Raw genomic sequence first — 21,732 nt, 5'->3', positions numbered from 1 at the left:
ACTTCTCCACGACTGTGACAGCCGCAGATTGTGGTCGGCGCGCGGGAGACGCAAGGACCCTCAGCGCGCCGACAGGGTGCCGAGTTCGGGGGCCGTCAGGTCGCGGCCGGCGAGATCGGCGAGAGTGACGGCGCCATCCTTGTCGGTGTCGAGGAAGGCGAAATGGGCGAGGGCGGCCTTGTTCGCCTCCCGCCCGTCGAGCGCGCCGTCGCGGTTAAGGTCGAGGTGCTTGAACTGGGCGCTCACCTGCTTGCGGCCCGGGGCGCCGGGGGCGAGCTTTTCCTGCAAGGCCAAGGCTTCGGCCAGGCTGACCCTTGCATCGCCATTGGTATCGGCGGTGGCGAAGAGCCGGTCGACGAATTGATCCGCCTCGGCATCGTCGATCCGCCCGTCGGCGTTGCGGTCGACGGCGACGAACAGCAGGCGAAGGCCGAGCGGCACGCCGCCCGCCGGCGGGGGATTGGCGGCGAGGGCCGGGGTGGCGAGCAGGAGGCCGAGAAGGGGCAGGGCGCGGATGATCATGCCCCGACCATCCGCCCGCCGCCCCTTCCGGTCAAGCCCGGCTTCGGCGCGAGCGGCTGCGCAGCAGGAGGTAGAAGGCGAATCCCGTGGCGACGCCGGGCGCGATGCCGAGCACGAGCGCGATCCAGCCATGGCGGATGCCCAGCGTCTGCCGCTCCCACAGGACGAAGACGGCGAGCACGGCCCAGCAGGTCAGCACGTCCAGCGAATAGCCGGTCGAATAGGGATTGACGAAACCCTGGCCCAGCGCGCCGAGGATGTCCGGGTTCTCGATCAGCGGCGGCACGCAGATCACCGCGAAGGCGACCGCGAAGCCGAGCCCGAGCAGCACCAGCGCCGCCCGGTAGATACCGTCGTTCATTGTTTCTCTCCCCCTTGCCGCTGGCTTGTGTCATGCGGCAGAATGTGACGAATAATCACAATAACCACCCGCGATCACAAGGGTGGGGGAGAGGAAACATGTACGATTATGTCATCGTCGGCGCGGGCTCCGCCGGCTGCGTCCTCGCGCATCGTCTGTCGGCTGATCCTTCGGTGAAGGTCGCCCTGCTGGAGGCCGGCGGCAAGGACTGGAATCCCTTCATCCACATGCCGACGGGGATGAAGGTCCTGGTCGGCGGCAAGTCGGTGAACTGGCATTTCGAGACCGAGCCGCAGGCGCATCTGGACGGCCGCCGCCTGTTCTGGCCGCGTGGCAAGGTGCTCGGCGGCTCCTCCGCGATCAATGGCATGGTCTATATCCGGGGCCATCGCTCGGATTACGACAATTGGGCGCAGGCCGGTTGCCGCGGCTGGTCGTGGGACGAGGTCCTGCCCTATTTCATGCGCTCCGAACACAACGAGCGCGGGGCGGATGCCTCGCATGGTCAGGGCGGTCCCCTGAACGTGCAGGATTTCGCCGAGCCCAATCCCCTGGTCGACGTCTTCATCGAGGCGGGCAAGCAGGCGGGCCTGCCCCATACCGCCGATTTCAACGATGGCGATCATCTGCATGGTGTCGGCGTCTATCAGCGGACCTGCAAGGACAACCGGCGCTGGTCGACGGCGCGCGCCTTCCTCGGCGCCTCCGAGGGGCGCACGAATCTGACGGTGATCACCAGGGCGCAGGCAACAAGGGTACTGGTCGAGGGCGGCCGCGCCACCGGTGTCGAGATCGCCCGGGGCGGCCGGCGCGAGGTGGTGCGGGCCGCGCGGGAGGTGATCCTGTCCGGTGGGGCGGTGAATTCGCCCCAGCTCCTCCTCCTCTCCGGCATCGGGCCGGGGGAGGAAATCCGCCGTCACGGCATTCCCGTGGTCCTCGACCTGCCGGGAGTGGGGCGGAACCTGCAGGATCATCTCGGTATCGGGCTTTACTACGATTGCCCGGCGGGTGTTTCTTACGACGAGTTGCTGACGCCCTGGGGCCAGATCAGCACCTTGGCGAAATATGTCTTCACGAGGAAGGGCGCGGGGGCGAGCCACGGCTTCGAATCCGGGGTCTATGCCAATTCCCGTCCGGGGTTGGAGGCACCGGATCTTCAGGGCTTCTATCTGTCCAGCCTCGCCGTCGATCACGGCCGTCAGCATCTGGGCGGCAAGGGCTCCCAGCTCGATTTCTATCCGGTGCGGCCGGCCTCGCGCGGGTTCCTCGGGCTTCATTCGGCCGATCCGCTGGCGGCGCCGCTCATCCAGCCGAATTATCTGGAGGCGCCGGAAGACCTCGAGGTGATGGTCGAGAGCATCCTGATCGGGCGCGAGATTTTCGGCGCCAGGGCTTTCGACGGCTATCGCGGGCGGGAAGTCCGGCCGGGTCCCGATTGCGCCAGCCGGGAAGCGATCCGCCGTTACATCAGGGCCAAGGCGGAAACCGCCTATCACCCGGTGGGCACGGCGCGCATGGGCCATGATCCCCTGGCCGTGGTCTCGCCCGAATTGAAGGTGCATGGCATCGAGGGGCTTCGCGTCGTCGATGCCTCGATCATGCCCAATGTCGTCTCGGGCAATACCAATGCGCCGACGATCATGATCGCGGAAAAGGCGGCGGACATGATCCTCGGCCGGGCGGCCCCGATGGCACGGGCCGCCGCCTGAGGCGGGGGCTCAGGCGCCTTCGGCGTCCCGGAGGCGTTTATAAAACGTGGCCATGGCTTCGGTCCTTGGCCCCGGCTTGCCGTTGCCGATGAGCTTGCCGTCGAGCCGGGTTGCCGGGGTCACGCCGGCGAAAGTGCCGGTGACGAAGGCTTCGTCGGCGTTGGCGACATCGGACAGGGTGAAATGCCGCAGCTCGATCGGGATATTGTTGGCCCGCGCCAGATCGATGACATGGGCGCGGGTAATGCCGTTGAAGCAATAGTCCCCGGTCGAGGTCAGGATCACGCCGCGCTTCACCATGAAGAAATTGGTCGCGTTGCAGCTCGACACGAAGCCCTGCGGGTCGAGCATCAGGGCCTCGTCCGCGCCGGCCTTGATGGCGTGATTGAGGGCGATGATCAGGTTCAGCCGCGAATGGCTGTTCAGGCGCATGTCGAACATGTCGGCCGGGGTGCAGCGGATCGGCGTCGAGGCGAGGTGCAGGCCGCGTTTGAACAGGGTGGGGGCCGGTTCCTTCCATTCGGCGACGATGACGAGGGTGGCCGGCCCCACGGTCATGCGCGGGTCCTGGTTCGGCGTCTTCTTCAGGCCGCGCGTGACCATCAGGCGGATATGCACGCCGTCGACCATGTCATTGGCGACCACGGTTTCATAAAGCGCGGCGGCGAGTTCGATACGGCTGCGGCCGATGTCGAGATCGATCGCCCGCGCCCCGGCGAAGAGCCGGTCCAGATGCCGCTCCATGAAGGCGATGCGGCCCCGGATCAGGCGAAAGCCTTCCCACACCCCGTCGCCCAGCACGAAGCCGGCGTCGAAGACCGAGACCTTGGCCTCGCTCCTCGGCAGCAGTTGCCCGTTCACATGGATGAGGACGGTCTCGTTGCGCGGATCGTCAGCGTAGGACTGGCTGCCGATGGACATGTCATGCTGCTCCGGTCAAGCGGTGGGCGCGCAGGCGCTCGTAATAGGGGCGGGCTTCGTCGATCAGGGCTTCGAAGCCGGGCGGCGGGGCCTTGGCCGGGCTCGGCGGGGCGAAGCCGGTCGAGGCTTCGACGGCGGCATACCAATGCGGCGCCCAGACCCCGTCGGTATCGCGCCGGCCGGCGGGCCAGGACAGCATCGCCGCGTCGAAGGCAATGCCGACGGCGCGACAAAGGGCGCCCAGCAGGGCGCGGGGATCGGCCTGGATGTCGCGCCCCTCGATCACCGGCGGGGCCGCGCCGAGACGGTCGGCCGCCCGTTCGAAAATCTCCGCCTGCTCGCGGATGCCGATGTCGGCGAGGGTCACGTTGTCGCGTTTCTCGAGATAGGAGGCGATGACCTCGGCCGGGTCGCGGATCAGGAAGCAATTGACGACACGGTCCAGCCAGCCGCGCTCGATCACCGGCAGCAGGTGATGGGTCATGTGCTTCTGGTAATGCACGGAGCCTCGCTCGATCGGGGCTTCGGTCAGGTCATGCACGACCTTCCGCCAGTCGCCTTCCATGGCGGCGATGATCTCGCCCCGCCCCGGATGCTCGATGCCCGTCGTCGCCAGGTAATGGCCGTAGAGCGGCTCGTCTACCACGGTCGTGTCCGCGCGGTTCTCGAAGGCGCGCATCATGGCGGTCGAGATGTTGCGGGGACCCGACCACATGGCGAGGCGAAGCGGACGGGCGGGGGAATATTCGGTTGGCAAGGCGGGGACACCGGCTTGAAAGGGTTGATCCGGGCAGTATCGCCGAGTCCCGCGCTTTGCTCCACCCCTGGCGCGGCGCGAAAATGAGGCTTGCGTGCAACACATGGGCGCGTGCGCGCGGCGGACGGGAACCTGCCGCAGCTTTGCCGCATTTGATTTCCCGAGTGGCGGCCAATGCGGCCGCATGGACGGGACAGACATCATGGCGCAGCGCATTCTGGTGGTCGAGGACGAGGCGTTCATCGCCTTCTATCTCGATTCCGTGCTGACCGATGCCGGCTATGAGGTGATCGGCCCGGTGGACGACGCCCGTGTCGCCATGCGCCTCGCCGCCGAGGAACGGCCGGATCTCGCCCTGATGGACATCCGCCTGAAGGGCGATGTCGACGGTGTATTCGCCACCCGCCATCTCGTCCTCGAACTCGGCGTGCCGGTCGTCGTCGTCAGCGCCAATGCGCCCCAGTCTCTCGACGATCTGCGCCCGCTGACGTCCCATATCCTGGGAAAACCCATCGCTTCCGAGGAACTGGTGGCGACGGTGCGCGACGCGCTTGCCGCCTGAAGCCGCATCCCTTGCGTCTTGGCCCTGCCACCGGGGTAATTTTCATTGTAAGACAAGGGCATGAAGTCGATGTCCGTCGGGGCGGAACATGTCGAAGGGGCCGAAGCCCCGGCCGTGTCACCCGCTGAAATCGCCCGGGGTGAATCCCATACCCCCGCGCTCTACATGCTCGCGGTCGTCGGCCTTTGCCTCGCCGCGGTGGTGATGACGCTCGTCACCACCCTCGGCCAACCCTGGCTCGGTCTCAAGTTCCGTGAAGCACCGGATGGCTCCATCAGGATTGTCGCGGTCGCGGACGGTGGCCCCGGCGCCGCCGTCGTGACCGGTAGCCAGGCGGTTTCCCTGCGCGGTCCCGGCGGCGCGGCCCTGACCCTCGAGGCCAGCGACATCATTCAGGAGCCGGACGTCCTCGGCACCTATGCCGAGGTGGAGCGTTTCCTGCGGCGTCAGAGCACCCTGAGCGACATGCTGAAAGGCGAAGTGGTTCATCTTGCCCTCGCCGATGGTCGGGTCGTCGACCTGCGTCCGGCCAGCCGGCCGCTGTTCGACCTGCCGCCGGATTTCTGGGTGCAATTGCTGACCGGGGCCGGTTCCCTGCTGATCTGCGGCTGGGTCTACGCGATCCGGCCGCGCGACTGGCCGCCGCGCCTGTTCATGATCAGCGGCATCGGCATGATCGTCTCGGCCCATGCCGCGGCCATCTACAGCGCGCGGGAACTGGCGATCGACGGCGAATTGTTCCGCGCCCTGTCGTCCCTCAATTTTCTCGGCTCGCTCGGGTTCGGGGGGACGGCGATGGCGCTGTTCCTGCTCTATCCTCGGCCGCTGGTCCGGCCGGCGCTGCTGCTGATCATTCCGGCCGTGCTGGTGCCGGTCTATTTCATCGATCTGTTCCGGGTGCCGGAAGACCAGAGTCTGCTGCGCTATGCGCCCATAGCGGCGATCATGGTGCTGATCCTCGTCTTCGTCGCGATGCAGTGGTTCGCGACGCGCCGGGATGCGGCCGCCCGCGCGGCCCTTCGTTGGCTGGGGCTGACGATTTCGATCGGGGCCGGCTGTTTCATCCTGGTGATCGCCGCGCCCGCGCTGATGGAAGTCGAGCCGGTGATGTCCCAGGGTTATGCCTTCGGCTTTTTCCTGCTGATCTATCTTGGGGTCGCCCTTGGTCTCCGCCGCTACCGCCTGTTCGCGATTGGCGAATGGTCCTTCCGGGTGCTGTTCTACGGCGGCGCTGTTTTCGCCATGCTGCTGCTCGATGCCGGTCTCGTCTATCTGCTGCAGCTTGGCCATGATTCGTCCCTTGGCCTGTCCCTCATCCTGGTCGCTTTCCTTTACCTGCCCTTGCGGGACTATCTGTGGCGGCGGACCGTCGCGCGAAAGCGGATGCCCGAGACCGAGCTGTTCCGTTCGGTGGTCGAGGTTGCCTTCTCGGCGTCTCCGGCCGAGCGGGCGGGGCGCTGGCAAAGCCTGCTGGCGCGGCTGTTCGATCCACTGGACATACAGCCGGTACGCGATCCGGTCGGCACGGTGCGATTGCTGAACGACGGTACGGAAATGCGTCTGCCGCCAACGGCCGATGGCCCCGCCCTGATGCTGCGCCATCCTTTCGGCGGACGCTCGCTGTTCTCGCCTGTGCACCTGGGCCTTGCCCGCCAGATCACCCATCTTCTGGCCGAGGCGGAGGTGGGCCGTCATGCCTACGAGCGGGGCGTCGCCGAGGAGCGGCAGCGCATTTCCCGCGATCTGCACGATGATGTCGGTGCCCGGTTGCTGTCCGGCCTGCACCGCAACGACATCGGCGAGACCCGCAAGATCCTGCGCGAGGCGATCGCCGACATCAGGACGATCGCCGGGGCCCTGGCGGGCGACCGCCTGCCGCTGTCCTCGGTGCTGGCGGATCTGCGCCACGAGACGGCGCAAAGGGTCGAGGCGGCGGGGCTTGTCCTCGACTGGCCCCTGGCGCTCGACGATCAGGCGCCCGAGGTGATGGTCGATTACGCGCTGTACCGGCATCTGGTCTCGGCGGTGCGGGAAGTGGTGAGCAATGCCCTTCGCCATGCGTCGGCCAGCCGGATCACGGTCGCCATCGACTGGGACAATCGTCGCCTGCGGGCCAATATCACCGACGACGGCACGGGCCTTTCGCGGAAGAGCAGCGGCAACGGCCTTCGCAATATCACGGAGCGCATGACCGAAATCGGCGGCTGGATCGATTTTCCACCAGTGGAAACGGGCACGAGGGTGACGCTGGCCATGCCGCTGCGGGCCGGAGGGGGAACGCCATGACGCCCGATGGCGCCTGTCGCCTCGGCCTTGTCCTCGAGGATCAGCCGGACACGCGAGACGCGCTGGTCGCCGTCCTGCGCGAGACATTTCCCGGGATGGAGATCGTCGCCTTCGGCACCTTGGCCGAGGCGAGGGACTGGATCGCCCCCCATCTGAAGCCCGACATGGCCGCGGTCGCGCTGATCGATCTTGCCCTGCCGGATGGCTCGGGGATCGAGTTGCTGCAGCTGCTGTCCACAGGCTTTCCACGGGTGATGCCCGTGGTGACGACGATCTTCGATGACGATGCCCATCTGTTCGAGGCGCTGGCCGCGGGCGCGCAGGGCTATCTTCTGAAGGATCTCGACGCGGCCGTGCTTGGTCGTTACCTGCGCCGGATGCGCCAGGGCGAGCCGCCGCTGTCCCCCTCGATCGCGCGGCGGATGCTTGGCCATTTCCGGGTGAATTCGCCGGCCGCGACGCTTGGACCGGCGTTGGGCGAGATCGCCCTGACCCGGCGGGAAATCGAGGTGCTGCAACTGATCGGCCGTGGCCTTCGGGTGGGGGAGGCGGCGGGCGTCCTCGGTCTCGCCGACCAGACCGTGGCGGGCTATGTGAAGAGCATCTATCGCAAGCTGCATGTCTCGTCGCGGGCGGAAGCCGCGCTCGAAGCCGCGAGACGCGGCCTCGTCTGACGGTGCCGGGGTCTGACCTTTCGACCCGGAAACCCCCTGTTCCGGGGATACCGTCAGGGGGTCGTATCGACTAGCGTTTCAGACGGCAGCGCTCCTGCCATCGATGTGCCATTTCGCGTCGCGGCTCCGGGTCGATCGAGTCCGCTTTCCTGTGCCGGGGGGCCAGGAAAGACGATCCCCGGGCCGGGATATCGAAAGCCTGTCTGACCGCGTTGCCCCCGCGTCGGACAGGGCTGGTTGCCGGGGGGTGGCCAGGGCCATCGATGGGCGGGAGGCGTGACCTCCCGCCTTTTTCTTTCCAGTCAGGCCGCCGAGCGGACCGCCGCGATGATGCGGTCCTGCGCTTCTTCCGTCAGATAGGGATGCATCGGCAGGCTCAGCACCTGGCCCGACAGTCTCTCCGACACCGGCACGCCACCCGGGCCGGTCGGGAAATGCTTGTAGCCTTCCTGATGACTGAGCGGGATCGGGTAATAGATCGCGGTGGGCACGCCCGCGTCCTTGCAGGCGGCGGCGACCCTGGCGCGGTCCTCGAGCAGCAGGGTATATTGCGCCCAGACGCTGGTCGCTCCCGCCATCAGGCGCGGCACTTTCGCGACATCCCGCAGGCCGTCGTTGTAACGATCGGCGATGCGCTGGCGGGCCTCGATCTCGTCGGGAAAAATCTTCAGCTTCTCGATCAGGACGGCGGCCTGGATGGTGTCGAGCCGGCCGTTGATGCCGATGCGGACATTCTCATACTTGTCGCTGCCCTGGCCGTGGATGCGGATGGAGCGCAGGATTTCGATCAGCTCGTCGTCGTCGGTGAAGACCGCGCCGCCGTCGCCGTAGCAGCCGAGGGGTTTCGCCGGGAAGAAGCTGGTCGCGGTGGCGACGCCGTAGGTGCCGACGGCGCGGTTGTTCAGCTTGGCGCCGAAGCTCTGCGCCGCGTCGGACATCAGCCAGAGCCCTTCCGCCTCGGCGATGGGCAGGATCGCCTGATAATCGGCGGGCTGGCCGAACAGGTCGACGGGGATGACCGCGACCGGCCGCAGGCCATTGTTCCGCGCCCATTTGATCGAGGCGGCGAGATGCGCCGGGTCCATGTTGAACGTATCTTCGAGGACATCGACGAAGACCGGCGTCGCCCCGACCCAGGCCACCACTTCGGCGGTGGCGACGAAGGTGAAGGCGGGCACGAAGACGGCATCGCCCGGGCCGACACCCTTCGCCATCAGGACGAGGCCGAGGGCATCGGTGCCATTGGCGCAGGACAGGACATGCCTGGCGCCGCAGAATTCGCCCAGCTGCTTTTCGAGTTCGATCACCTCCGGCCCCATGATATAGGCGCCGGAATGGACGACCTTCAGGATCGCCTCGTCGACGGCGGCGCCCATTACCAGGCGCTGGGACTGCAGGTCGATGAAGGGGATCGGGGCGGTGGTCATGGTCACTTCCTTCGAGTCTCGAAGCGGCTAGTGTGTGCCACAGGGTTTGGACCAACTGCGGGATCGCCGCAAGTCCAAGCCATGCATGGCTGATCGGGTGATTTGGATGCGCAGGATAGCGAGGAATGTCCCCTTGGTCGGGTTCGGCCTGGTATTGACCGTCATCGTCGGGCAAAGCGCCTTGGCTGACGAGACGTGGTCACTGGCAAGGCCGGGCGGGCCGGCGGTCGGTCAGGCCAGGATGACATGCTCCGCCAATGATCTGGGCCGGCTGCACCTGTTCGATCGTTATGGCGGCGAGCTGGGTTCGGCGGCGGTCGAGGGGTGTCCCCGACTGTTCTCGCCGCTGCCCCTCGATGCGGTTGGCGGTGGTGCGGCCCTGATTGTCGCGGGGAACGACAAGGTGATCTCGCTGCTGGCGGCGGTTACCCCCGGGGGCGGCATGGTGCTGCCGGTGGACCTTCAGGACGTGGTCGTTCGCGCCGCGGAAACCGACGGGGAAGGGCGGGTTCTGTCGATCACCCTCGGCCGCGATACGGTGGACGGCAAGGGCGGGAGCAAGGTCTGCCGCCTGACCGATGTGTCCTCCAGCCTTGCCTGCATCGACGGATTCTAGGAGCCCTCCGGGTCCTTTCCCGCTGTCGTCATGCCGGCGAGGATCGGGCGCCTTCTCGTCGCGAGGTCCCGGCCTGCGCCGGGACGACGGCCTTCGGTATCCCTAACCGCGGCTGAACCAGTGCTGCAGGGCGATGGAGGCGGCGACGGTGGCGTTGAGGGATTCGACGGCGCCGCTCGTGGGAATCGCCAGACGCTGGGCGGCGAGGCCGTCGGGCAGGCCCTGGCCTTCCTCGCCGAGGATGAGGCGGAGGTCGTCCGGCCAGGCGAAGGCGGTCAGGTCGCGGCCGCCGCCGTCGAGGGCGAAGAGCAGGCCGGCCGCGCCATCGAGCGCCTTCCAGCCGGCGAGGCGCCGGAACTCCAGCCGGAACACGGCATTGGCGGCGGCGCGCAGGCATTTCGGGTGAAAGGGATGGGCGCAATCGGGCAGCAGCAGCACCCGGCGAACGCCGAAGGCGGCGGCGCTGCGCAGCAGGGCGCCCAGATTGGCGGGATCGCCGAGGGCACAGACGAGCTCCAGCCCTTGCGGCGGTGTCGCCGGGTCGATGACGGGCATGTCCGGCACGGTGCCGACGAGGAGCGGCAGGCCGGTGCCCGAGACGTCCAGCCGCTCGAACAGCGGGCGGGCGAGGACATGGCGGGCGATGCCTTCCGGCAGCAGCGGATCGAGGGCTTCGAGGGCGGGCGTGTCGGGCGCCAGCGCGGCGGTGAAGCGGCCGGGCTCCGCGCGCAGGGCTTCGGGCACGGTCTTCCGCCCGGCGAGAAGGAAGGCGCCATGTTTGCGGATGCCGCGCCCGTCCAGCAGCTTTTCCCAGGTGCGGAAGCGGTCGTTCTGGGCGCTGTCGATGGCGATGGTGCGCATGGCCTCAGATCGTCATCTGGGTGCCAAGCTCGATCACCCGGTCGGACGGGATCTGGAAGAATTCCGTCGCGTCCGAGGCATTGCGCGCCAGCGAGATATAGAGCCGGTCCTGCCACAGCGGCATGGCGCCCCGCGGGCTCGTCCGCAGCGAACGCCGGCCAAGGAAGAAGGACGTGCTCATGATGTCGTACTTGAGGCCGAGCTTGCGCGCGGCGGCCAGGGCCTTCGGCAGGTTCGGGCTTTCCATGTAGCCGTAGGAAACCCGCATCATCATCATGCGCGGGCTGAGCGACTGCACCGAAACCCGGGACTCGGGATCGATATAGGGCTCCTGCGCCGCCTCGATGGTGACGATCACATTCTGCTCGTGCAGCACCTTGTTGTGCTTCAGGTTGTGCATCAGGGCGACCGGGGCGACATTGGGCGTCGAGGTCAGGAACATGGCCGTGCCCGGCACCTGATGCGGATGGCTTTTTTCCAGCATGGCGACGACGTCGAGCAGGGGCAGGCTGTCGCGCCGCGATTTCTCGGCCAGGATCGCCGTGCCCCTGATCCAGGTGTACATCACGAGGGCGAGCGATGCGCCCAGCGCCAGCGGCATCCAGCCGCCCTCGGCGATCTTCAGCAGATTGGCGCCGAGGAAGGTCAGATCGATCAGCAGGAAGGGCGTGATGACGAGAAGCGCCACCGGCAGCGGCCAGTTCCAGCGATGGCGCATGACGACGAACATGAGAAGCGCGGTCACGACCATGGTGCCGGTCACGGCGATGCCGTAAGCCGAGGCGAGATTGCTCGAGGAATGGAACGACAGCACCAGGATGACGACGGCGATGGCCAGCAGCTTGTTCACCCGGGGCATGAAGATCTGGCCGACATGGGCGTCCGACGTGTGGCGGACTTCCATGCGCGGCATGATGCCGAGCTGGATCGCCTGCCGGGTCAGGGAATAGGCGCCGGTGATCACCGCCTGGGCCGCGATCACGGTGGCCATGGTCGCCAGCAGCACCATGGGCAGCAGGCCCCATTCGGGCACCAGGAGGAAGAAGGGATTTTCCAGCGTCTCGGGCTTCGACAGCACGAGCGCGCCCTGGCCGAGGTAATTGAGGGTGAGCGACGGGAAGACGATGACGGTCCAGGCGAGACGGATCGGCTTTCGGCCGAAATGCCCGAGGTCGGCATAGAGCGCCTCGGCGCCGGTGACGGCGAGCAGCACGGAGCCGAGGGCGATGATGCCCACCGTCTTGTGCTGCAACAGGAAATCGATGGCATAGGCGGGGTTGAAGGCCAGCAGGACGGCCGGCTGATCGGCGATATGGCTGGCGCCGGCGACGGCGATGGCCAGGAACCAGACGACCGTGATCGGCCCGAAGAAGAAGGCGACCCGCGCGGTGCCCCGGCTCTGCACCATGAACAGCAGCAGGATGATGCCGATCGTGATGGGCACGACATAGGGGTCGAAGGCGGGGGTGATGAGTTTCAGGCCCTCGACCGAGGACAGGACGGAAATGGCCGGCGTGATCACCGCGTCGCCATAGAACAGGGCCGCGCCGGTGACGCCAAGGGCCAGCACGAAGGTCGAGCGCCGCGCCATGGCCCGCCGGGCCAGCGCCATCAGCGACAGGATGCCGCCTTCGCCATTGTTGTCGGCCCGCAGCAGCAGGATGACATATTTCACCGTCACGACGAGGATCAGCGACCACAGGATGAGGGACAGCACGCCGAGCACCATCGGCTCCGTCACCGGCCCGCGCGAGGCGGTGTGGAGCAGGGCTTCGCGGAAGGCGTAGAGCGGGCTGGTGCCGATGTCGCCATAGACGACACCGACGCTGCCGATGGCGAGAGCGATCAGTTTCGCTCTCTCCGACTGCGCGCCGTGGTCTCCGTTCGGCTTGGCCGTGGCGGCGTTGCTCATCGCGTGCTCCGGTTGGATGGGGGGATACTGGGGCGGCGGGGGGTCATTGCCTAGTCGATTTCGCGGTGCAGCGCGAATTATGCCGTGGCGATGTTAAGGAAGACCTATCCTTCGATTTCTTCCCGCAGCATCTCGAGGGTCAGCCATTCTTCCTCGGCGGCATCGCGCTCGCCTTGCGCCGCGTCAATCCGGGCGGCGGCCTTCTGGAAGCCGGCCGGGTCCCTGGCGAAGAAGGCGCTGTCGGTCAGCCGGGCCTGGAGCGCGGCGATTTCCGCGCCCAGCGCCTCGATCCGGGCGGGCAGGGTCTCCAGCGCGTGCTTTTCCTTGAAGGACATCTTGCGCCTGGCCGTGGCCCTCGGGGCGGCCGAGGACGCCGGGGCGGATTTCGTCGCCACGGTCTGGCCATCGGTCTCGCGCGCTTCGACGCCGTGACCGCGCTGCGCCACCATGTCGCTGTAGCCGCCGGCATATTCGGTCCAGCGCCCCGGCCCCTCATAGGCGAGCACCGAGGTCGCGATCCGGTCGAGGAAGTCGCGATCGTGGCTGACCAGCAGCACCGTGCCCTGATAATCCGCCAGGATTTCCTCGAGGAGATCGAGGGTCTCGAGGTCGAGATCGTTGGTCGGCTCGTCGAGGACGAGAAGGTTGGACGATTTGGCCAGCGCCCGCGCCAGCATCACCCGGCCCCGCTCCCCGCCCGAGAGCACGGACAGGGGCGTGCGCGCCTGTTCGGGGCCGAACAGGAAGTCCTTCATGTAGCCGATGACATGCTTGTAGCTGCCCGCGACTTCCACCTGGTCGCTGCCGCCGCCGGTCAGGGCATCTTGCAACGTGGTGGTCGGGGCGAGGGATTCGCGCTTCTGGTCGAGGGTGACCATCTCGAGGTTGGTGCCGAGGCGGATTTCGCCGCTGTCGGGTGCCAGCGCCCCCGTGAGCAGGTTGATCAGCGTCGTCTTGCCGGCGCCATTCGGCCCGACGATGCCAAGGCGGTCACCCCGGCGCAGGCGCAAGGACAGGTCGGTGATGATCGGCCGCCCGTCATAAGCCTTGGAGATGTCGCGGGCCTCGATCACGGTCTTGCCCGACGTTCCACCCTCGCCGACGGCCATCTGCACGGTGCCGACGGCTTTCCGTTCTTCCCGGCGGTCTTTGCGCATGGAATGCAGCTGGCCGAGGCGGCGCATGTTGCGCTTGCGCCGGCCCGAGACACCGTGGCGCAGCCAGTCGAGTTCGGCGACGATCTTGCGGTCGAGCTTGTGGCGCTCTTTCTCTTCCTGTTCGAGCACGTCGTCGCGCCAGTCCTCGAAGGCGGCGAAGCCGCGCTCGGTCCGCCGCGCGACGCCCCGATCGAGCCAGACCGTGGCCCGCGACAGGGCGGTGAGGAAACGGCGGTCGTGGCTGATCAGCACGAGGGCGGAGCGGCAGCGACGGAGTTCGTCTTCCAGCCATTCGATGGCCGGCAGGTCCATGTGGTTGGTCGGCTCGTCGAGCAGCAGGATGTCAGGCTCGGGCGCCAGGGTGCGGGCGAGGGCGGCGCGGCGGATCTCGCCGCCCGACAAGGTTCTGGGGTCTTCCTCGCCGGTCATGCCGAGGGATTCGAGCAGGCTGCGCGCCCGGTGATGATCGTCGCCCGGGGCCAGGCCGGCCTCGACATAGGCGAGGGTGGTGGCGAAGCCTGAAAGGTCGGGTTCCTGTGGCAGATAGCGTATGGTAACGCCGGACTGGACGATCCGCTCGCCGCGGTCGGGCTCGACGAGACCGGCCGCGATCTTGAGCAGGGTCGACTTGCCCGAGCCGTTGCGGCCGACGAGGCACAGGCGATCGCCCTCGCCGACGATCAGTTCGGCGCCGTCGATTACCGCGGGGCCGCCGTAACCGACGTGTATGTCGCGTAGCGTGAGAAGGGGTGCTGCCATGGTCGCGCCGTCAATAGCGGTCCTTGCCGCCAAGATCAACCACGCTGGGCGAGGCGGGCCGAGACGGTATAAACGACAGCACTATTGACCTAACCGCAGGAATAAGGCATTTATGTGCGCATCGAAGCGAAAGGCCCTAATTAAATGACCGCCGAGAAGATAGTCTGGCAAGATAGTTTCGCAAGTCGCGCCAGCCGGATGAACGCATCCGAGATCCGGGAATTGCTTAAACTGCTGGATCAGCCCGGCATCATCTCCTTCGCCGGTGGCATCCCCGATCCCGCGCTGTTTCCGACCCAGGTGATCGGCGATGCCTATGCATCGATCCTGGCCGATCCGGCGCGGGCGGCGCAGGCGCTGCAATATTCGGTTTCCGAAGGCTATCTGCCGCTGCGTCGCTGGATCGTCGAGCACATGGCCAGCCTCGGCGTGCCCTGCGACGAGCACAACATCATGATCACCGCGGGCTCGCAGCAGGGGCTCGACTTCATCGGCAAGCTGTTCCTGTCGCCGCATGACACGGCGCTGGTCGCCGCGCCGACCTATCTCGGCGCGCTGCAGGCCTTCAACGCCTATGAACCGCGCTATGACACGCTGATGCTCGAGGGCGGCAACCGCACGCCCCAGAGCTACGCCGAACTGGCCAAGGTCCGGGGCGGCCGCGTCGGTCTTGCCTATCTGGTCGCCGATTTCGCCAACCCCTCGGGCGAGACGGTCAGCCTCGAGGCGCGCGAGGCGCTGCTCGATCTCGCCGAGGCGCTGAACATCGTCGTCGTCGAGGACGCGGCCTATCAGGCGCTGCGTTACGACGGCGAGAATGTCCCGCCCGTCCTCGCCCTCGACATCGCCCGTTCGGGCGGGATCGAGCACAGCCGCACGCTTTATTGCGGCACCTTCTCGAAGACCCTGGCGCCCGCGCTCCGGGTCGGCTGGATCTGCGGCGCCTCGGAAGTCATCGCCAAGCTGGTGCTGGCCAAGCAGGCGGCGGATCTTCACTGCGCCACCATCAATCAGGCGGTGATGCATCAGGTGGCCGAAGCGTCCTACGACGCCCAGGTCACGCGCAATCGCGGTGCCTATAAGGAGAGGCGGGACGCCATGCTGGGCGCGCTGGCCAGGCACATGCCGGAAGGCGTGACCTGGACGAAGCCCGAAGGCGGCATGTTCGTCTGGGTGACCCTGCCCGAGGCGATCGACGGTGCCAAGCTCCTGGCCCGTTCGATCGAGGAATGCCAGGTCGCTTTCGTGCCGGGCGGTGCCTTCTATGGCGAGGGACGGCGCGACAACAAGCTGCGTCTGTCCTACTCCCTGTCGACGCCGGAGCAGATCGACACCGGCATCGGCCGCCTGGGCGGCCTGGTCGGCGACATGGTCGCCGGGCGCTGAACGCCATCGGTAGCGGCGGTCGGGTCGGTCGCCGCTACTGTCTCCGTATTGGTTATAATTGCTGTCGGTTTAACGTGGTTAACGTCGCGGTCATGCCGCGATGCAGCGCGAAATTCGCTGCCACAATGCAACAGGCAAGGCCCGCGCCCACGACTATAGTGGGGTAATTCATTCATTATGGGAATTTCGTGTTCCGATCTGACGGAACTTACCTGCCGCATTGAAACTGAATACCCGCGCAAATGCGTCTGTCTGGCGCAAAGTCCCCAGGTGATGCTCCGATGACGGGATTCGAGGCGAACTGGTCGCTTGACGATCAGAAACTCGCAAATCTCGCGCCGGGGCGGCTGGGGACGAGTAAAGATTGCAAGGGGCACCAGATAAATGAAAATGCGCGCCATCACTCTGTCGGCGGCGATCCTCGCCGCGGCATCCGCTGCTCCTTTCGTTCTGGCGCAGGATGCGGTGCCGGTGTCGGAAGAGCAGTTCGGCTATGGCAAGGCCGTGGCGGAAACCAATTTCCAGCTCAGCATCTTTGGCGGCGGGGATGAGAACGGCGGCCTCTACGGCGGCGCCCCCAGCGTGACCCTGCCCATCGGAGACAAGCTCGGTCTGCAGATCGACGGCATCGCCGGTTTCGTCGCCGACGAGGTGGGCTTCGCCGGCGGCGCGGCCCAGTTGTTCTACCGCGAGCCCGAGACCTTCATGGTCGGCGTCGTCGGTGCCGGCTATTTCGTCGATGATTACGAACAATATGCCGTCGCCGGCATCGCCGAATATTACATCAGCAACGTCACCCTCGAAGGCATCGCCGGCTATACGCTGGGCGAAGTCGTGCCGGACCAGTTCTATGGCCGCGCCGGGCTTTCGATCTATCCGAACCCCAACCTGCGCCTCGGCGCCGGCCTGACCTATTCGGACGTTGTCGGCCTTGGCGGCGACATCCAGGCGGAAGCCCTGCTGACCGATATCCCGGGCATGGCCCTGTTCGCGACCGGCGCCTTCGACAACAAGGGCGCGACCGGTTACGGCGGCGTGCGCTTCTACTTCAACAGCGGCACCAACCTGTTCAGCGACGATCGCACCAAGCAGGCTTCGGCGCCGACGCTGATCGACATCCACCGCAAGCTCGCCCGGCAGAACTTCTTCCTGTCCGACCCGATCGGCTTCGGCATCCGCCAGATCAGCCGGGCTGGCGGCGCGGCGACCGGCGGCGATCCGTTCGGCGATGTCCCGCCCGATCATGGCAATGGTGGCGAGACCACGACCTGCGCCGATCTGATCTGCACCGTGCAGGACACGCTGGGCGGCCTGACCGACCAGACCCTGCTCGATCCGGTGACCGATCTCGTGAACACGCTGGTCGATCCGACCGACGGCGCCCTGTCGGCCCTGACCGGCCAGCTGGCGGATCTCACCAATACGGATGGCGCGCTCGGCGCGTTGACCGAGCTGGTGCAGGGCCTCGTCGGGACCGAGAATTCGGCCCTGACCCCGCTGGTCGACGCGCTGAACGACGTGCTGGCCGGCCTTGGCGGCGGCTTCAGCCCCGAGGACATCACGGCCCAGATCTCGGCGATCCCGGGTCTGGGTGGCGTGCTCGGTGGCCTGCTGCCCTGATGATGGCGCCGGGGCGGCTTCCACCGCCCCGCATGCCCTGAAATCACCCTGACGCCTCCCCCGGGGGGCGCGGGGAGGGTGATGAGCCCGGCCGGTGACGGCCGGGCTTCTTCGTTTCCAACAGACGGGCGGCTTGCCGGCTTTACCGTTTCTTCATGACGACATGCCAGTGTGACCGATATTCTCGCGCGCTCGGGTGAGATATTCGTGACGGAGTTCAATGGCCGATGTGGGCTGCTGCCAGCTCGATGCTGCGTTCATGCGGGCTCACCCTTTGTCTTGTCGCGGCGTCGCTCGCCGCGCGGGCTGAACAGGGCGGGGTGACCGCTTTCGAGCGCGCCCACGCGGAACATCTCGGCATCATCCGCTTCTGCGTCGATCCGGACTGGTCGCCCTTCGAATGGGTGGATGGCGAGGGGCGTCACCGCGGCATTGGCGCCGATCTTCTCGGCCTGGTCGCCCGCCGGGCGGGCCTCGCGATCGAGCTTCAGCGCACGAAAGACTGGGACGAGAGTCTCGATGCGGCGGCCAGGGGGCGCTGCAGCCTGCTCAGTTTCCTGAACCGGACACCGGCGCGGGAAAAATGGCTGCTGTTCACCGAACCGGTCTTTTCCGACCCCAATGTGATCATCACCCGCGAAGAGCATCCGGCGGTCGCCAACCTGCACGACCTGTCGGGGCAGGTCATGGCGCTGCCGCGCGGCACCTCGATCGAGGAGCGGGTCCGCAAGGACTACCCGAACATCGCCATCTTGCTGACCGCGACGGAAGACGAGGCAATGCAGATGGTCTCGGACCGGCGGGCCGATCTGACCCTGCGTTCCCTCATCGTCGCGGCCTATACGATCAAGAAGCAGGGTCTGTTCAATCTCAAGATCGCCGGGCGCCTGTCGGACTATACCAATCATCTGCGGATCGCCGTTTCGAGCGGTGACGACGTGCTGCGCGACATTCTCGATCGCGGCGTCGCCACCCTGACCGAGGAGGATCGCGACGAGATCGTCAATCGCTATGTCTCGATCACGATCGAGGAGCCCTTCGACCTCGGCCTTCTGGCGCGGATTGCCGGCGCCGTGGTCGTGGCCCTCGGGGTCGCGGGCGCCGTGATCTGGCGGATGAGCCGCGTCAATCGCGAACTCCGGCTCCAGTCGCGGATGGATGCCCTGACAGGTCTCGTGAACCGCAAGGCGATCGAGGCGCGGCTCGATGCCGAAGTGGCCCGCGCGCTTCGACACCAGCGCGACCTATGCGTCATCATGATGGATATCGATCACTTCAAGGCCGTGAACGACGATTTCGGCCACCCCGCCGGCGACAGGGTGCTGGCCAGCTTCGGTCGTCTGATCGCGTCGGGGGTGCGGCGCCTCGATCTTGCCGGGCGATTGGGCGGCGAGGAATTCGTCGTCCTTTGTCCGGAGGCCGGGCTGGTCGAAGGCTTCGGCGCCGCCGAGCGCATCCGCCGCGCGGTCGAGGACGCGGACTTCGGCCTGGGGCGGCCGGTGACCATCAGCGCGGGCGTCGCCGCGCTGCGGCGGGGCGACCGGGGCCAGGATCTGCTGGCCCGGGCCGACACCGCCCTTTATGCCGCCAAACGCAGCGGCCGCAACCGCACGATGGACGATACCGGGGCGCCGAACTGAAGACCGGCGATGGGAACGGCACCCATGCGCAAGGCGCCGAGGTCGGGTAACCTGTCGCCCGCGCTTTCACCTTTTCCGGTGTCTCCCCTATGATTCCTCGCATCACCCAGGCCGTCATCCTGTGCGGCGGCCTCGGCACTCGCCTCGGCAGCCTGACCACATCGACACCGAAACCGCTGTTGCCGGTGGCCGGGCGGCCGTTCCTGGAAATCCTGATCGAGGAAATCGCCCGCCAGGGCATCCAGCGCATCCTGCTGCTGGCGGCTTTCGCATCCGATCAGGTGCGGGCCTTCGCCGCCGCGCTGCCCGAAAGCCTCGGCATGGATATCGAGGTTTCGATCGCGATCGAGCCGGACCGGGCGGGCACCGGCGGCGCGGTCTGGCACGCGAAGGACCAGCTCGACGAGCTGTTCTATCTCTTCAACGGTGATTCCTGGTTCGACGTGCCTCTGGGCGAGCTTGCCCGCGCCCTGCCGGCCGACCCGGACGTGGTCGGCATCCTGGCGCTGCGCCGCCTGCCCGAGGCGGGGCGCTATGGCGTCGTCACCTTGGCGGGCGACCGGATCGCGCAATTCGCGGCCAGGGCGGAGGCGGGCTCGGGCCCCGTCCTCGTCAATGCCGGGGTCTATCTGTTCCGGCGCGGTCTTATCGATGCCCTGTCGCCGCTCTGTTCCCTCGAACAGGACGGGTTGGCGACCCTTGGCGAACAGGGCCGGCTGGCCGGGCTGCCGTCGGACGGCTATTTCCTCGACATCGGCATTCCCGATGATTATGCGCGGGCGCAGACGGAAATTCCGGCCCATCGCCGCCGGCCGGCGCTGTTTCTCGACCGGGACGGCGTCATCAACATCGATCACGGCCACATCGGCAGCGTCGATCGCTTCGAATGGGTCGCGGGCGCGCGGGAAGCCGTGCTGCGGGCCAACCGGCTCGGCTATTACGTCTTCATCGTCACCAATCAGGCCGGCATCGCCAAGGGTTACTACACCGAGGCGGATTATCGCGCTGTGAAGGCCCATGTCAGGGCCGGCCTCGCCGAAATCGGCGCCCATGTCGACGACGAGCGACATTGCCCGTTCCATGTCGAGGCGACGATCGAAGCCTATCGCCGGGACAGCGACTGGCGAAAGCCGGGACCCGGCATGTTGCTCGACCTGATGAAGCGCTGGCCTGTCGATGCCGCGAACAGTCTGATGATCGGCGATCGCGACAGCGACATGGCGGCGGCCTCGGCGGCGGGGATCGCCGGCCATCTGTTCCCGGGCGGCAATCTCGACGTTTTCCTTGCCCCCCTCTTGAAGGAGACGCGGTCATGACGAGCGGCATCACCGCGCTGGAGCGCGAATTCGCCCTGTTGCGGTCCTGGCTGTTCGAGGAAGCCTTGCCGCTGTGGACCGACCGGGGCCTCGACCGGGCGAACGGCGGTTTCTTCGAGAAGCTGAACACGGACGGGACACCGACCATCGAGCCCCGGCGGGCGCGGGTGATCGGCCGCCAGATCTACGTCTTCGCCATCGCCGGCAAGCTGGGCTGGACCGGGCCCGCGGACGAGATGATGCGCTATGCCCTCGACCGGCTGTTCCGCTGCCATCTCGGGGTTGATGGCATGGTGATCTCGACGGTCACGGCGGAAGGGGCGCCCCTGAACGCCGGTTTCGATCTTTACGATCATGCCTTCGTCCTGTTCGGCCTTGCCGCCGCTGCGGCGCGGGGCAAAGAAACCGCCGGCTTCGCGGCAAGGGCGGCCCGCCTGCGGGACGACATGAAGGCGGGCTGGGGCCATCCGCTTGCCGGCTTCGAGGAAAGCAATCCGCGCAGCCTGCCGCTGAAGGCCAATCCCCACATGCATATGCTGGAAGCCTCGCTGGCCTGGATGGCGGTGTCGGACGATCCGGCCTGGGGCGCTCTCGCCGACGAGATCGCCGAATTGTGTCTCGCGCGGTTTCTCGATCCCGCGACCGGCGCGTTGCGCGAGTATTTCGGCGGCGAATGGCAGTTGCTGAACCAGCCGGATTACGGCGTGGTCGAGCCCGGCCATCAGTTCGAATGGTCCTGGCTGCTGCGCCGCTGGGGCCATTGGCGCGGACGGGCCGATGCGCTGGCGGCGGCCGGGCGCCTCGCCGAGATCGGCGAAGCGCCGGGGGTCTGCCCGGTCCGGCACCTCGCCATGAATGAGCTGAACCCAGATCTCTCGCTGCGGGATGGCCTGTGCCGGCTGTGGCCGCAGACCGAGCGGATCAAGTCCCATGTCCTCGCCATGGCGCTCTCATCAGATGGTGAAGACCGCGCCGCCTTCGCCCTCCAGGCGGCGCAGGCGGCCTCGGGCCTTCGCCGCTTTTTCGATCATCCGCTGAAGGGCGCGTGGTGGGAACACCTCGGCATCGACGGCAAGCCGCTGGCCGAGCCGGCGCGCACCAGCAGCCTCTATCACATCATCTGCGCCATCAATGAAATCGCGGATCGGCTGGCGGCGGTGCAGGCGCGGCCCTGAAGCCGGTGGTATCCCGCTATTCGAGGTCTTCCAGCTCGAAGGACGGGACGGCGGGGCCGGGGGCGGTCGGG

Annotated in this window: 18 protein-coding genes; 10 read left to right on the top strand and 8 right to left on the bottom strand. The window is 67.0% G+C overall.

The features are described from left to right. Positions 1-60: 60 nt before the first annotated feature. Complete coding sequence (locus WAZ62_RS18665; protein ID WP_422645045.1) at positions 61-522, bottom strand: hypothetical protein; 462 nt, start codon at positions 520-522, stop codon at positions 61-63. Positions 523-553: 31 nt separating this feature from the next. Next, positions 554-883 (bottom strand): DUF2834 domain-containing protein, encoded by a 330-nt coding sequence (locus tag WAZ62_RS18660; RefSeq protein ID WP_422645044.1) that lies wholly within the window; start codon positions 881-883, stop codon positions 554-556. A gap of 98 nt (positions 884-981) precedes the next feature. Between WAZ62_RS18660 and WAZ62_RS18655 the strand changes: the two genes are divergently transcribed. Then, entirely contained in the window at positions 982-2,592 is a 1,611-nt protein-coding gene (locus WAZ62_RS18655) for a GMC family oxidoreductase (protein ID WP_422645043.1), read from the top strand. Positions 2,593-2,601: 9 nt separating this feature from the next. Here the strand turns inward: WAZ62_RS18655 and WAZ62_RS18650 are convergent, their stop codons facing one another. After that, complete coding sequence (locus WAZ62_RS18650; RefSeq protein WP_422645042.1) at positions 2,602-3,513, bottom strand: aminotransferase class IV; 912 nt, start codon at positions 3,511-3,513, stop codon at positions 2,602-2,604. A 1-nt stretch (position 3,514) separates the two neighbouring features. Next, a complete protein-coding gene (locus tag WAZ62_RS18645) occupies positions 3,515-4,270 on the bottom strand; it encodes a hypothetical protein (RefSeq protein ID WP_422645041.1) in 756 nt (251 codons plus the stop codon). Between the two features lie 202 nt (positions 4,271-4,472). On the opposite strand from WAZ62_RS18645, the gene WAZ62_RS18640 reads away from it, so the two are divergent. From WAZ62_RS18640 to WAZ62_RS18630, 3 genes are read left to right on the top strand one after another with little or no spacing between them, the layout of a single operon-like run. Then, positions 4,473-4,832: a response regulator gene (locus tag WAZ62_RS18640; protein WP_422645040.1), complete on the top strand. Its 360-nt coding sequence runs from the start codon at positions 4,473-4,475 to the stop codon at positions 4,830-4,832. Positions 4,833-4,892: 60 nt separating this feature from the next. Then, positions 4,893-7,118, top strand: coding sequence for a sensor histidine kinase (locus tag WAZ62_RS18635; protein WP_422645039.1), 2,226 nt, complete (start codon positions 4,893-4,895; stop codon positions 7,116-7,118). Continuing rightward, complete coding sequence (locus tag WAZ62_RS18630) at positions 7,115-7,792, top strand: response regulator transcription factor (protein WP_422645038.1); 678 nt, start codon at positions 7,115-7,117, stop codon at positions 7,790-7,792. Before WAZ62_RS18635 ends, WAZ62_RS18630 begins: the two co-directional genes overlap by 4 nt. A gap of 302 nt (positions 7,793-8,094) precedes the next feature. Here the strand turns inward: WAZ62_RS18630 and WAZ62_RS18625 are convergent, their stop codons facing one another. Continuing rightward, a complete protein-coding gene (locus tag WAZ62_RS18625; RefSeq protein ID WP_422645037.1) occupies positions 8,095-9,219 on the bottom strand; it encodes a DegT/DnrJ/EryC1/StrS family aminotransferase in 1,125 nt (374 codons plus the stop codon). Between the two features lie 133 nt (positions 9,220-9,352). Between WAZ62_RS18625 and WAZ62_RS18620 the strand changes: the two genes are divergently transcribed. Next, positions 9,353-9,835 carry a hypothetical protein gene (locus WAZ62_RS18620; RefSeq protein WP_422645036.1) on the top strand — a complete coding sequence of 161 codons (483 nt, stop codon included), beginning with the start codon at positions 9,353-9,355 and terminating at the stop codon, positions 9,833-9,835. A gap of 102 nt (positions 9,836-9,937) precedes the next feature. On the opposite strand, the gene WAZ62_RS18615 is transcribed toward WAZ62_RS18620, so the two are convergent. The 3 genes from WAZ62_RS18615 to WAZ62_RS18605 all read right to left on the bottom strand — a co-directional run bounded on the left by WAZ62_RS18615 (position 9,938) and on the right by WAZ62_RS18605 (position 14,524). Beyond that, the gene (locus WAZ62_RS18615) at positions 9,938-10,696 is read right to left on the bottom strand and encodes a TrmH family RNA methyltransferase (protein ID WP_422645035.1); all 759 of its coding nucleotides are present in this window, start codon (positions 10,694-10,696) and stop codon (positions 9,938-9,940) included. 4 nt (positions 10,697-10,700) lie between these two features. After that, on the bottom strand, positions 10,701-12,608 hold the full coding sequence (locus tag WAZ62_RS18610) for a potassium transporter Kup (RefSeq protein WP_422645034.1): 1,908 nt from the start codon (positions 12,606-12,608) through the stop codon (positions 10,701-10,703). A 104-nt stretch (positions 12,609-12,712) separates the two neighbouring features. After that, on the bottom strand, positions 12,713-14,524 hold the full coding sequence (locus WAZ62_RS18605) for an ABC-F family ATP-binding cassette domain-containing protein (protein ID WP_422645033.1): 1,812 nt from the start codon (positions 14,522-14,524) through the stop codon (positions 12,713-12,715). Between the two features lie 198 nt (positions 14,525-14,722). Between WAZ62_RS18605 and WAZ62_RS18600 the strand changes: the two genes are divergently transcribed. From WAZ62_RS18600 to WAZ62_RS18580, 5 genes are all read left to right on the top strand, one after another. After that, on the top strand, positions 14,723-15,910 hold the full coding sequence (locus tag WAZ62_RS18600; RefSeq protein WP_422645032.1) for a PLP-dependent aminotransferase family protein: 1,188 nt from the start codon (positions 14,723-14,725) through the stop codon (positions 15,908-15,910). Between the two features lie 390 nt (positions 15,911-16,300). Further along, on the top strand, positions 16,301-17,530 hold the full coding sequence (locus WAZ62_RS18595; protein WP_422645031.1) for a hypothetical protein: 1,230 nt from the start codon (positions 16,301-16,303) through the stop codon (positions 17,528-17,530). 227 nt (positions 17,531-17,757) lie between these two features. After that, positions 17,758-19,170, top strand: a complete 1,413-nt coding sequence (locus WAZ62_RS18590; protein ID WP_422645030.1) for a diguanylate cyclase — start codon at positions 17,758-17,760, stop codon at positions 19,168-19,170. 89 nt (positions 19,171-19,259) lie between these two features. Further along, on the top strand, positions 19,260-20,486 hold the full coding sequence (locus tag WAZ62_RS18585) for an HAD-IIIA family hydrolase (protein WP_422645029.1): 1,227 nt from the start codon (positions 19,260-19,262) through the stop codon (positions 20,484-20,486). Continuing rightward, the gene (locus tag WAZ62_RS18580; protein ID WP_422645028.1) at positions 20,483-21,661 is read left to right on the top strand and encodes an AGE family epimerase/isomerase; all 1,179 of its coding nucleotides are present in this window, start codon (positions 20,483-20,485) and stop codon (positions 21,659-21,661) included. The genes WAZ62_RS18585 and WAZ62_RS18580 overlap by 4 nt, the downstream gene beginning before the upstream one ends. Positions 21,662-21,732 lie beyond the last annotated feature (71 nt).

It is taken from the genome of Zavarzinia sp., from assembly GCF_049306435.1.
Taxonomy (GTDB): Bacteria; Pseudomonadota; Alphaproteobacteria; order Zavarziniales; family Zavarziniaceae; genus Zavarzinia.
Note: the sequence above shows the minus strand (reverse complement) of the source record. Positions and strands in the feature narration are given on the sequence as shown.